Annotated in this window: 15 protein-coding genes and 1 pseudogene; 15 read left to right on the top strand and 1 reads right to left on the bottom strand. The window is 70.1% G+C overall.

Annotation, left to right across the window (positions count from 1 at the left end):
* The 12 genes and pseudogenes from U9983_RS23505 to nusB form a co-directional block, all read left to right on the top strand.
* A pseudogene (locus U9983_RS23505) lies at positions 1–309 on the top strand (DUF948 domain-containing protein); the annotation flags it as partial.
* Positions 309–605 (top strand): hypothetical protein, encoded by a 297-nt coding sequence (locus U9983_RS23500; protein WP_322756098.1) that lies wholly within the window; start codon positions 309–311, stop codon positions 603–605. The pseudogene U9983_RS23505 and the gene U9983_RS23500, both read left to right, overlap by 1 nt.
* Before the next feature lie 57 nt (positions 606–662).
* A complete protein-coding gene (ruvX, locus tag U9983_RS23495; protein WP_322747543.1) occupies positions 663–1,214 on the top strand; it encodes a Holliday junction resolvase RuvX in 552 nt (183 codons plus the stop codon).
* Positions 1,211–2,452, top strand: a complete 1,242-nt coding sequence (gene mltG, locus U9983_RS23490; RefSeq protein ID WP_322756097.1) for an endolytic transglycosylase MltG — start codon at positions 1,211–1,213, stop codon at positions 2,450–2,452. The genes ruvX and mltG overlap by 4 nt, the downstream gene beginning before the upstream one ends.
* A complete protein-coding gene (locus U9983_RS23485; RefSeq protein WP_322756096.1) occupies positions 2,449–3,405 on the top strand; it encodes a shikimate dehydrogenase in 957 nt (318 codons plus the stop codon). The genes mltG and U9983_RS23485 overlap by 4 nt, the downstream gene beginning before the upstream one ends.
* Positions 3,402–4,058, top strand: coding sequence for an A24 family peptidase (locus U9983_RS23480; protein WP_322756095.1), 657 nt, complete (start codon positions 3,402–3,404; stop codon positions 4,056–4,058). Before U9983_RS23485 ends, U9983_RS23480 begins: the two co-directional genes overlap by 4 nt.
* An 81-nt stretch (positions 4,059–4,139) precedes the next feature.
* Complete coding sequence (aroC, locus tag U9983_RS23475; RefSeq protein WP_322756094.1) at positions 4,140–5,366, top strand: chorismate synthase; 1,227 nt, start codon at positions 4,140–4,142, stop codon at positions 5,364–5,366.
* Positions 5,363–5,899 (top strand): shikimate kinase, encoded by a 537-nt coding sequence (locus tag U9983_RS23470; RefSeq protein ID WP_322747538.1) that lies wholly within the window; start codon positions 5,363–5,365, stop codon positions 5,897–5,899. The genes aroC and U9983_RS23470 overlap by 4 nt, the downstream gene beginning before the upstream one ends.
* Positions 5,896–7,014 carry a 3-dehydroquinate synthase gene (aroB, locus tag U9983_RS23465; protein WP_322756093.1) on the top strand — a complete coding sequence of 373 codons (1,119 nt, stop codon included), beginning with the start codon at positions 5,896–5,898 and terminating at the stop codon, positions 7,012–7,014. Before U9983_RS23470 ends, aroB begins: the two co-directional genes overlap by 4 nt.
* A 10-nt stretch (positions 7,015–7,024) precedes the next feature.
* Entirely contained in the window at positions 7,025–7,465 is a 441-nt protein-coding gene (gene aroQ, locus U9983_RS23460; protein ID WP_322756092.1) for a type II 3-dehydroquinate dehydratase, read from the top strand.
* A 103-nt stretch (positions 7,466–7,568) separates the two neighbouring features.
* A complete protein-coding gene (gene efp, locus U9983_RS23455; protein WP_322756091.1) occupies positions 7,569–8,132 on the top strand; it encodes an elongation factor P in 564 nt (187 codons plus the stop codon).
* Positions 8,129–8,536, top strand: coding sequence for a transcription antitermination factor NusB (gene nusB / locus U9983_RS23450; RefSeq protein ID WP_322756100.1), 408 nt, complete (start codon positions 8,129–8,131; stop codon positions 8,534–8,536). The genes efp and nusB overlap by 4 nt, the downstream gene beginning before the upstream one ends.
* 238 nt (positions 8,537–8,774) lie before the next feature.
* Here nusB and U9983_RS23445 read toward each other — a convergent pair whose 3' ends face one another.
* The gene (locus tag U9983_RS23445; RefSeq protein ID WP_322747533.1) at positions 8,775–9,275 is read right to left on the bottom strand and encodes a transcriptional regulator; all 501 of its coding nucleotides are present in this window, start codon (positions 9,273–9,275) and stop codon (positions 8,775–8,777) included.
* A gap of 312 nt (positions 9,276–9,587) precedes the next feature.
* Here U9983_RS23445 and pyrR point away from each other — a divergent pair, with 312 nt between their 5' ends.
* From pyrR to U9983_RS23430, 3 genes are all read left to right on the top strand, one after another.
* Complete coding sequence (pyrR, locus tag U9983_RS23440) at positions 9,588–10,187, top strand: bifunctional pyr operon transcriptional regulator/uracil phosphoribosyltransferase PyrR (protein ID WP_322756090.1); 600 nt, start codon at positions 9,588–9,590, stop codon at positions 10,185–10,187.
* Positions 10,184–11,107, top strand: a complete 924-nt coding sequence (locus U9983_RS23435; protein ID WP_416211499.1) for an aspartate carbamoyltransferase catalytic subunit — start codon at positions 10,184–10,186, stop codon at positions 11,105–11,107. The genes pyrR and U9983_RS23435 overlap by 4 nt, the downstream gene beginning before the upstream one ends.
* Before the next feature lie 184 nt (positions 11,108–11,291).
* Positions 11,292–11,628 (top strand): amidohydrolase family protein (locus U9983_RS23430; protein WP_322756099.1); only part of this gene is annotated, 337 nt, incomplete at its 3' end.

Raw genomic sequence — 11,628 nt, 5'->3', positions numbered from 1 at the left:
GAATTGGACCGGGTCGACGCCATCACGGCGAACGTGCAGTCGATCTCGACGAACATCTCCTCGCTCACGTCGCTGTTCGCGGCCACGCTCGGTGGTCCGGTCGTGCGGGTCGCGGCGTTCACCTACGGGGTTCGGCGCGCGGCGGCCAAGCGGAGCCGCGCGGACATCGAGTCGCGGGTCACGGCGGAGATCAAGGCCGACCGCACGTCCCGGCGGACCGCGCGGCGCGCCGGCACGGCCGGCGTCGGGGTACCGGGGCTGCAGACATCCGGCGCCGGGGTTCCGGGGCCCGAGAGCAGGAGTGCATAATGCCCCGGATGTTCTACATCGCCCTTGGTGCGGCGGTCGGCGTGGTCACCGTTCGGCGGGCCGCCCGCGCGGCGTCCACGCTCACCCCGGCGCACATGGCCGGTTCCCTCGCGCAGTCGGTGCAGGATTTCGTGACGGACGTCCGGGAGGGCATGGCGGAGCGGGAGGATGAACTTCGGCAGGCTCTCGGGATCGGCGCCGGTGACGACGGTGACGCCGGTGACGACGATGCACCGGGTGGGACGTCCGACGGGCGAGCCGACGTGCCGGACGTCGCGGATGCGCACCGCCGCTAGCTTGCCCGGGAGGCCCGGGAGGTCGTCCGGGGGCGGGGGCGGGGGCGGGGGCGCCCGGTGACCCGCCGGACGGGCGTGCGCGTCGGTGTGGACGTGGGCACGGTACGGGTGGGAGTCGCCGCCAGCGATCCTGATGCAAGGATCGCTTTTCCGGTGACGACGTTGCGACGCGATCCCCGAATGCAACGCGATCTTGATGAGCTTGCAATTATTATTCGGGATCGTCGGGCTGTGGAGGTCGTCGTGGGTCTGCCGACGCAGCTGTCCGGGGTCGAGGGGCCAGCGGCCCGCCAGGCTCGGGCCTACGCCGATCTTCTTGCGGCACGCGTTACCCCTGTCCCGGTTCGGCTGGTCGACGAGCGGATGACCACGGTCGTGGCCCACCGTCGGATGGCTGAACGTGGCATGCGTGCCCGGGCTCGTCGTGGAGTTGTGGATCAGGAGGCAGCCGTGCAGATCCTGCAGTCCGTGCTGGACGCCCCGCCGGACGGGGGCGCGGCCCGAGCAGCGGTCACGCCGCCTGCCGGTCAACGGGTGGACGAGGCTTCGATGCGCGTGCGCAGGGGAGCCGAGGAACCGAGGTCGGACCGACCCGCGGACAGCGCGTGATCAGCGATGATCTCGATGAGTTGCTCGGTGACGCGCCGAACGGCGGTAGGCCCGAGCACCATCCGGACGACGACGACGACGACGACGGCCACGGCCACGGCCACGGCGATGACGGCCACAGCGACGACGGCGGCCCATCGGACGGCGGTCGCCGCAGCAGGCGTAACCAGGCCGGACAACGCAGACCCGCTGCCGTTCCGAAGCTTGTCGCGATCCTGGTCGTGGTAGCCGGATTGCTCGCCGGCGGAATTTACGGCGCGGGGAAGGTGATCGGGCGCATCGCGAAGGGCGAGTCGGCCGCCGACTTTGCCGGGCCCGGTGACGGTTCGGTCATCATCCAGATCCAGGCCGGGTCAACCGCCCGCGACATCGCGCGGGTGCTGGCGTCCGCGGACGTCGTGCGAACCCCGGCAGCGTTCGTCAACGCGGCCGCGGCCGACGAGCGGTCGCGGTCCATCCAGCCCGGCTTCTACAAGGTCAAGCAGCGGGTGCGCGCGGTCGACGCACTCGCCGCGCTGCTCGACGCCAGGTCGCACGCGCTGTTCCGGCTCACCATCGCCGAGGGCATGACCACCCGGCAGGTCCTCACGGCGCTCGCGGACCGTACCGGCCAGCCGCTTGCAGCGCTCGAGGCCATCGTGAAGAACCCGGGCGAGCTCCAGCTGCCGTCCTATGCCAGCGGGGTCGAGGGCTATCTGTACCCGTTCACCTACGACCTGCAACCAGGTGCATCGCTCACTGTCACGGTCAAGATGTTCGTCGACCGGTTCAGGACGGAGACGGCATCCATCGACATCGAGGCTGGCGCGGCTGCTCTGGGCCGTACCCCGCAGGACATCATCACGGTCGCGTCCATCATCGAGCGCGAGGTGAAGAACCCCGAGGAGGGGCCGAAGGTGGCCCGGGTCATCTACAACCGGCTTGCCGACACCTCCGGGGCTTTCCGTCGGCTGGACCTCGACTCGACCACCCGGTATGCGCTCAACGAATACGAGGGTCCGCTGACCCAGAATCAGCTGAACGCCAACAACCCCTACAACACCCGCAAGGTGTCCGGGTTGCCGCCGGGGGCCATCTCCAACCCTGGTCGATGGGCGCTGGAATCCGCGCTGCATCCGGCGGCGGGGCCGTGGCTGTACTTCGTGTCGTTGCCGAAGTCGAATGTGACGATTTTCGCGACCACGGACAAGGAGTGGCAGGAAGCGCTCGCACGCTACCGTTCCGAGGGGGGCTCGTGACCCGCCGGCGGGCCGCCGTCCTCGGCATGCCGGTGGCGCATTCGCTGTCACCGATTCTGCATACAGCCGCCTATGCGGCGCTGGGACTCGACTGGGACTACACGGCCGTCGAGTGTGACGAGAGCGCCCTGGCGGAGCTGCTCGGCCGGGTACGGGTTGATCCGGGCTGGGCGGGCCTGTCGCTCACCATGCCGCTCAAGACGGCCGTCCTGGCACTGCTCGACACACTGGACGACACCGCGGCGCTTCTCGGCGCCGTCAACACCGTCGTCGTCCGGCCGGGCCCGACCGGCGGGACACCTGCGCGCCTGCACGGGTTCAACACCGATGTCATGGGCATCGCCCACGCGGTCACCCAGGTTCTCGGTCCCGGCGTGGCACCGCGTAGCCCCCTGGTGCTCGGCGCGGGGGGAACCGCGCGAGCCGCCCTCGGCGCGTTGGCCAGCCTCGGCGCCGACCGGGTCGATCTGGTCGCGCGCCGCCCCGCGGCGGCGGCGCTCCTGGTCGACATCGGTGGCGCGTTCGGGCTCGGCGTCACGGTCCACCGTTGGGGATCACCGGATTCGGGAATTCTCGCCCGTCCGGGCGGGCCGGGGTCCCTGCGCGGCGCAGACATCGTCCTCGCGACCACCCCGGCCGGCGTGACCGACGATCTGGCACGCCACCCGTGGCCGTCCTCGACCGCGCTGGTCGAGCTGCTCTACCACCCGTGGCCCACCCGCCTGGCCGCCCGCGCACAGGCCGCCGGAGCGGCGCTCGCCGGTGGGCTGGTCGTACTCGCGGCCCAGGCGGCCGGCCAGGTACGGCTGTTCACCGGCGCCGAGGTGGATGTGGGTCTGCTCCTCGACGCGGGCCGGCGGGCGCTGGGGCTGCGGTCGGGATCGGGATCGGCATTGGTATCGGCGCCGGCGCCGACCGCCGCCGTCGGTTCCGGCGGCGGGACACCCGTGTGAACCTCGCTGCGGCCGCGTCCACCAGTATGATCGTTCTTGCCGCACTGGGCGCTGTGCCGGTGCTTCCCGCACTGGTGGGTGCCTTCGGGCCGGCGGACGGTGAGCAGAGCCGCGGGCCGGTACCCACCAGCTGGTTGCTGGGCGTGCTCACCGGCGTGGTGGTCGTCGCGTTCGCCGTCAAGCTGGCCGACCATGTCAACTGGCTGCCGGCATACGCCTACCTCGGGGTGGTGGGTGTGACGCTGGCCGTCATCGACGTCCGGGTTCACCGCCTGCCCGATGCGCTCACGTTGCCGTCCTATCCGATCCTGGCCGTGCTGTTCGGGATAGCGGCCCTCACCGATGGGGATCCGGGACGGTGGATGCGCGGTGTGCTCGCCGCGGCGGTCGTGTCCGCGGTGTTCGCGGCGTTGTGGGCGTTACCCGGAGCCGGCCTCGGGTTCGGTGATGTGAAACTGGCCGGTCTGCTCGGCGGCGCTCTTGGGTGGCTCGGTGCCCCGGTCGTCCTCACCGGGTTCATGGTGGGGATGACGTTGGCCGGGATGTGGGCACTGCTCCTGCTGGTGACCAGGCGGGCGAGTCTGCGCGCGCACATCGCCTACGGGCCGTTTCTGCTCGCGGGCGCTTTCGTCGCGGTCCTGGGCAGCCGCTGACCAACGCCTGTCCGGTTCGCGTCGATGGCCGGCGTGCGATGGCCGGCGTGCGATGGCCGGCATGCGTGGAAGACTGGATTCATGCTGCGTTGGCTGACTGCAGGGGAGTCGCACGGCCCGGCTCTGGTGGCGACCGTCGAGGGGCTGCCGGCCGGTATCCGGGTGTCGAGCTCCCAGATCGCAGACGAACTCGCCCGCCGCCGCCTGGGGCACGGCCGCGGCGCGCGGATGAGCTTCGAGCGTGACGAGGTCGAGCTGCTGGGGGGCATGCGCCACGGCCTCACCCTGGGCGGTCCGGTCAGCATCCTCGTCCGCAACACCGAGTGGCCCAAGTGGCGCCAGGTCATGGCGCCCGATGCGCCCGATGCGGTCGACGCCGCGGAGCTGGCGGGTCTGGCCCGAAACGCTCCGCTGACCCGGCCCCGACCCGGGCATGCGGACCTGGCCGGGATGCAGAAATACGGCTTTTCCGACGCCCGGCCCGTCCTTGAGCGGGCCAGCGCGCGCGAGACCGCGGCGCGTGTCGCCCTCGGGACCGTAGCCAAGGCCCTGCTCCGGCAGGCCTACGGCATCGAGGTCGTCTCGCACGTGGTGGCGATCGGCAGCGTGGAGACACCGCCCGGCTCGCCACCACCACAGCCGGTGACCATGGACGTGGTGGACGCCGATCCGGTCCGGTGCGCCGACCCGGCGACGAGTATCCGGATGGTCGCCGAGATCGACGCGGCCCGTCGGGACGCCGACACTCTCGGCGGGATCGTCGAGGTCCTGGCCTACGGTTGTCCACCGGGGCTCGGTAGCTACGTCCACGGTGACCGTCGCCTCGACGCTCGGATCGCCGGTGAGCTGATGGGCATCCAGGCCATCAAGGGAGTGGAGTTCGGTGACGGTTTCACCACGGCCCGGCGGCGGGGGTCGCAGGCCCACGACGAGATCGAACGGCTGCCCGCCGACGGCGTGTCAGGGGCGCCGTATCGGGTGCGCCGGGCCAGCGACCGCGCCGGCGGCGTTGAAGGCGGGATGACCACCGGCGAGCCGCTGCGGGTCCGCGCGGCCATGAAGCCGATCTCGACGTTGTCCCGGCCGCTGGCCACGATCGACGTCGCCACCGGCGAACAGGCGGTCGCGATCGCGCAGCGCTCCGACGTGTGCGCGGTACCCGCCGCGGGGGTCGTCGCCGAGGCCATGGTCGCACTCGCGCTCGCCGACGCGGCCGTGGAGAAGTTCGGTGGCGACTCGGTGGAGGAGTCCCGGCGCAACTGTGAGGCGTACCTGAAGTCGCTGATCATCAGGTCGGAGCCGGTATGATCGCCGCTGACAGCGGCGGTGGCGGACGACGGCCGGTCGTGGTGCTCGTGGGCCCGCCCGGCTCCGGGAAGACCACGGTGGGGCAGGTGCTGGCGCGGCGGCTCGGGACGGCCTTCCGCGACACCGACGCCGATGTGGCGCGCCATGCCGGGATGCCGGTCGGCGACATCTTCATCGAGCGCGGTGAGGACGCGTTCCGTGCCCTGGAGCGGGACGCGGTCGCACGCGCCCTGACCGAGCATGAGGGCGTCCTTGCCCTTGGCGGTGGTGCGGTGCTGGACGCGGCGACGCGGGCGTCGTTGCGCGGGCACCTGGTCGTCCACCTCGACGTCCGGGTCAGTGACGCGGTGGCGCGCGTGGGTCTGGCCCGGGACCGTCCGCTGCTGGTCGAGGGGCCGCGTACCAGGATCACGGCGATGCTGCGGGCGCGGGCGCCGCTGTATGCCGAAGTCGCAACCGCGGTGGTGGACACCGCGGGTCGCACACCCGAGGAGGTAGTCGAGTTGGTCGAGAAGTTGGTGGTCGGGCCGTGACGGTGGCACCGGTGACCCGGGTGGCGGTCGCTCCGGCGGGTGTGCGGCCCTACGAGGTCGTGGTCGGGGAGGGTCTGCTCGGCGATCTCGCCGACCTGGTGGCCGGCCGGACCCGGGCGGCGGTGATCCATCCGCGGGCACTGCGGGCGACCGCGGACGCCGTGGTCGCGGATCTGCGCGACACGGCGAAGATCGAGGCCCACGCGGTCGAGGTCCCCGACGGCGAGGAGGCCAAGCAGCTGCGCATCGCGGGCTTCTGCTGGGACGTCCTGGGCCAGGTCGGTTTCACCCGCGATGACGTCGTCATCGGCCTCGGTGGTGGAGCCACGACCGACCTCGCCGGATTCGTGGCCGCCTCCTGGCTGCGTGGCGTCGACGTCGTGCAGGTGCCGACCACCGTCCTGGCGATGGTGGATGCGGCGCTCGGCGGCAAGACCGGGATCGACATCGACGCCGGCAAGAACCTCGTCGGCGCGTTCCATCACCCGTTGGCCGTGCTGTGTGACCTGGCGACCCTGGCGACCCTGCCCGCCAACGAGCGCGTCTCGGGGCTGGCCGAGGTGGTGAAGGCGGGGTTCATCGCAGACCCGGTCATCCTCGATCTGCTCGATGACGACCCGACGGGTCTGCGCCATCAGCGTGAGCTGCTGGAACGGTCGATCAGGGTCAAGGCGGACGTCGTTGCGGCCGACCCGTCGGAGGCCGGTCGCCGGGAGATCCTCAACTACGGGCACACCCTGGGGCATGCCATCGAGAAGGTCGAGGGCTTCACCTGGCGCCACGGTGCCGCCGTGTCCGTCGGAATGGTCTTCGCCGCCTCCCTGAGCCGGCTCGCCGCCGGCCTGGACGACGCCGTCGCCGACCGGCATCGCGACCTGCTCGAACGCATCGGCCTGCCCACGACCTACCGCGCGGACCGCTGGGCGGACCTGCTCGACGCGATGCGGGTGGACAAGAAGAGCCGGGGACGCCGGCTGCGGTTCGTGGTCCTGGACGCGCTGGCCCGCCCGCGCATGCTGGAGGACCCGGACCCGGCGTTGGTCGTGGCCGCCTTCTCCGAGGTCGCCCGGGAACCCGCCGAGCTCCCGGCTGTGGTCGGTACGGTCCGGTCATGAGGGTCCGGTCGTGAAGGTGCTGGTGCTCAGCGGCGCGAACCTGCGCCGGCTGGGCCGGCGGGAACCAGCGGTGTACGGCAGCCGCACCTATGACGATCTTGTGGCTGCCTGTCAGGAGCAGGCCGAGGAACTGGGTCTGGAGGTCGACTGCCGGCAGACCGACGACGAGGCCACGATGATCGCCTGGCTGCACGAGGCCGCGGACAACGACGCAGCGGTCGTGCTGAACCCGGGGGCATGGTCGCACTACTCCTACGCGCTGCGCGACGCCGCCGCCCAGGTCGGGGGACCGCTGGTCGAGGTGCATCTGAGCCAGACCCACGCCCGGGAGGCATTCCGGCACCACAGCGTGATCAGTGCGGTGGCGGCCGGGACCATAACCGGTCTGGGCTTCGACTCCTACCTCCTCGCGCTGCGGGCGATCGCGGCTCGGCGCCCTCGCGCCGGCTGAGACGTCACCCGGCCGTCAGCCGTCCGGCATGGCGATAGACTCTCGCGAGATCCCTGTCTGTCGAACGGACCAACCTGGCGGTCCGGCTGGAGAGTTGCGCGCAGTGGCGACCACGAATGACCTGAAGAACGGCATGACACTCGACCTCGACGGCACCTTGTGGAGCGTCATCGGGTTCCAGCACGTCAAGCCCGGGAAGGGCGGGGCGTTCGTCCGCACGACGCTGAAGAACGTCCTGACCGGCAAGGTTGTCGACCGTACGTTCAACGCCGGCGTGAAGGTCGAGGTAGCCACCGTCGACCGGCGCGAGATGAGCTTCCTCTACCGCGACGGCGCGGACTTCGTCTTCATGGACAGCGAGTCGTTCGACCAGCTGCCCGTTCCGCCGGCCGTCGTCGGCGACGCCGCGAACTACATGCTGGAGAACACCACGGCGACCGTGGCGCTGCACGATGGTGCGCCGCTGTACGTGGAGCTGCCGGCGAGCGTCGAACTGATCATCTCGGAGACTGAGCCGGGGGTGCAGGGCGACCGCTCCACCGGTGGTAACAAGCCGGCGACGCTGGAGACCGGCGCCACCGTCCAGGTACCGTTGTTCATCACCACCGGGGAAAAGGTCAAGGTCGACACCAGGGACGGTCGCTACCTCGGCAGGGTGACCAGCTGAGCGCGCGGTCGAAGGCTCGCAAGCGCGCCCTCGACATCCTCTATGAGGCCGACATGCGCGGGAACAGCCTCACCGACACGCTCGCCGAGCGGCTCGCGCAGGCCGACCCGCCGGTGTCGGAATACACCGTCAGCCTGGTCGAAGGCGTTGTCGAGCATCTCATCGACATCGACGAGATGCTGTCCGACCATGCGCAGGAGTGGACGCTTGAGCGGATGCCGCCGGTGGACCGCAACATCCTGCGGATCGGCGCGCTGGAACTGCTCTGGCGCGAGGACATCCCCGACGGGGTGGCCATCGACGAAGCTGTGGAACTCGCCAAGCTGATGTCGACCGAACGCTCGCCGGCCTTCGTCAACGGCCTGCTGGCGCGACTGCTTGACCTCAAGAGCGCCCGAGGATAGCCGGACAGTCCTGTCCTCGGGCGCTCTGAGCTGGGGCGAACGTTCCCTTTGTCATCAAAAGGATCAGTTCTGAGGTTGGTCCGCCGGGCACCCCCGATACCCGCCGGGCCGGGCCGGTACCCCTTGGCGCCTCCGGGCGCGCGAAAACCATGATCGCGCGCCCTTTGGCGGGGCCGGCTTCGCAGAGCGCCTCCGGGCGCGCGAAAATCATGATCGCGCGCCCTTTGGCGGGTGCGGGTTAGGCAGACTCGCTGATGCTTGCTTCCTGGCCCTGTTCGGGGCTCAGAACTCCCCACGACACGAGCTGCTCGGTCAGTTTGCTCGGTGAGGTGTCGTAGATGACGGCGAGGGAGCGCAGGTCCTCGTAGCGGATCGAGAGCACGCGGCCGTTGTAGTCGCCGCGCTGGCTCTGAATGGTCGCTGCGTACCGGGCGAGCGGGCCGCCCTGCTCCTTGGGTACCTGGGAAAGACGCTCCAGGTCGAGGACGATGCGCGGCGACTGCTCGAGGGGAGCCACGGTTGAACCTTCGGGGAGGAGTTCTCCCACCGGGACACCGTAGAACTCGGCGAGTTCTGACAGGCGCTGCACCGTAACGGCGCGGTCTCCGCGTTCGTAGGAGCCCACGACGACAGCCTTCCACCGCCCGTGCGACTTCTCCTCGACACCATGAAGCGAGAGCCCCTGCTGGGTGCGTATTGCGCGCAGCCGAGTACCGAGCGCCTTCGCATAGTCGGACATCGGAGTGCCCACTCCCGTCGTGGTCGATCAGTTGGAACCGGGGCTCTTGCCTCCGGTGGTTACCCATAGTAGTCCCGGGTCGGTTGTGCCTCGACACCAGGGGGGTCGTGTTGACACTTTCTTTGTACCACTTTCTGTAGCACTTCGATCGCACTAGGCGCTACGGCTGTGGGAACTTCCCCACTTGAAGCTGTTCATACGCGTCGGGTTCCAAGTATGTAACGTGCAGTGACAATCTGAGGTGCCTGATACCGTCATCCGGACCGCTCCTTTAAGGACCGTCCAGTGAGGCGGGGAAGGAGGGACATCGCCATGGCCGCAGCTGCCACGGGTGGGTCCTCATCCGGTCCGGAGGCATCGGGCCATGGCGCCGCCCGTTCGGTCCTCTCCGGTGCGGACATCGGCCGGATACTCACCCGGATGGCTCACCAGATCCTGGAGAAGACCTCCGGCGGAAACGGCGTCGTGCTTCTCGGGATACCCACCCGCGGGGTGCCACTCGCCCACCGGCTCGCCGCCCGGGTACGCGCGGTGGAAGGCGTCGAACTCGGGGTGGGTTCGCTCGACCCGACCATGCACCGTGACGACCTGCGGTTTCAAGCGGTCCGCCCGCTCGGGGTCACCGACCTTCCCGACGGGGGGATCGACGGCCGGACAGTGATTCTCGTCGATGACGTCCTGTACTCCGGGCGCACGGTGCGGGCGGCTCTCGACGCGCTGGCCGCGTTCGGCCGGCCCAGGGTGGTACAGCTCGCGGTCCTGGTGGACCGCGGTCACCGGGAACTGCCGATCCGGGCCGACTATGTGGGCAAGAACATGCCGACATCCCGCCAGGAGGCCGTCGCGGTCCGGCTCACCGAAATCGACGGCCATGACGCCGTCATGATTGTCTCGGACGGGCGGGCCGGTTGATGCGCCATCTCCTGTCCACTGAAGATCTTGGCCGGGACGAGGCCCTGCTCGTGCTTGACACGGCCGAGTACATGGCGACCGTCGCGGACCGGTCGGTGAAGAAGCTGCCGACTCTGCGTGGTCGGACGGTGGTCAACCTGTTCTTCGAGGATTCGACCCGCACCCGGACGTCGTTCGAGGTCGCAGCCAAACGGCTTTCCGCCGATGTGATCAATTTCTCGGCCCGCGGATCGAGCGTCTCCAAGGGAGAAAGCCTCAAGGACACGGCGTTGACCCTTGAGGCGATGGGCGCCGACGCGGTGGTGTGCCGACATCCGGCCAGCGGTGCTCCGCACCGGCTCGCCGGTTGGGTACGTGGCAGCGTGCTCAATGCCGGGGACGGTACCCATGAGCATCCGACCCAGGCTCTGCTCGACGCGTTCACCATCCGCCGACGCCTCGGCCGCCTCGACGGCCTGTCCGTCACGATCGTCGGCGATATCCTGCACTCGCGGGTGGCCAGGTCCAACATGTGGCTGCTCTCGACTCTGGGAGCGGCTGTGACGGTGGTCGCCCCGCCCACCCTGGTGCCTGTCGGGGTCGAACGGTGGCCGGTCGAGGTCTCCTACGATCTGGACGCGGTGCTGCCCAAAAGTGATGTCGTCATGATGCTGCGGGTCCAGCGCGAGCGGATGACGGCGGCGTTCTTCCCCACCGAGCGGGAATACACCCGTCGGTACGGCTTGGACGCCGACCGACTGGCGGCGATGCCACCATCCGCGCTGGTGATGCATCCGGGGCCGATGGTGCGCGGCATGGAGATCGCCTCGGATGTGGCGGACTCGACCCGCTCGACAGTGGTCGAGCAGGTCGCCAACGGCGTAAGCGTGCGGATGGCCGTTCTGTATCTGCTGCTGGGCGGCACCAGGGAGGTGGCATGACCGGGTCCCCGACGGTCTCCTGCGCTGCGCTGCTTACGATGTTCGTTCTGGAGGCCGCTTCATGACGCAACGCGCCAACGTCGCCGCGTTCGATCCAGGCAACGGCAACGGCAACGGCAACGGCAACGGCAACGCACGCTGGCTCCTGCGCGGCGTGCGGCCGCTGGGCGCCGCCGCGGTCGACATGCTCCTGGCTGGTCCGGTGATCGTCGAGGTCGGGCCGGGCCTGAGCGCGCCCGGCGCCAACGTCCTCGACGCGGACGGCCTGATCGCCCTGCCCGGATTGGTCGACCTGCATACCCATCTGCGCGAACCGGGTCGGGAGGACGCCGAGACCGTCGCCTCGGGTACCCGGGCGGCGGCACTGGGCGGTTTCACCACCGTGTTCGCGATGGCCAACACCGAGCCGGTCGCGGACACCGCCGGGGTGGTGGAACAGGTCTGGCGGCTCGGCCAGGCCGCCGGGCACTGTGACGTCTGCCCGGTCGGCGCGGTCACCGAGGGGCTGCGCGGTGCCCGGC

Source organism: Protofrankia sp. Cas3 (assembly GCF_963555955.1).
Lineage (GTDB): Bacteria > Actinomycetota > Actinomycetes > Frankiales > Frankiaceae > Protofrankia.
Note: the sequence above shows the minus strand (reverse complement) of the source record. Positions and strands in the feature narration are given on the sequence as shown.

Coding starts and splice junctions, on each gene's coding strand:
- U9983_RS23500 (WP_322756098.1), top strand. CDS start 309: ATGCCCCGGATGTTCTACATCGCCCTTGGTGCGGCGGTCGGCGTGGTC.
- aroC (WP_322756094.1), top strand. CDS start 4,140: ATGCTGCGTTGGCTGACTGCAGGGGAGTCGCACGGCCCGGCTCTGGTG.
- U9983_RS23470 (WP_322747538.1), top strand. CDS start 5,363: ATGATCGCCGCTGACAGCGGCGGTGGCGGACGACGGCCGGTCGTGGTG.
- U9983_RS23445 (WP_322747533.1), bottom strand. CDS start 9,275: ATGTCCGACTATGCGAAGGCGCTCGGTACTCGGCTGCGCGCAATACGC.
- pyrR (WP_322756090.1), top strand. CDS start 9,588: ATGGCCGCAGCTGCCACGGGTGGGTCCTCATCCGGTCCGGAGGCATCG.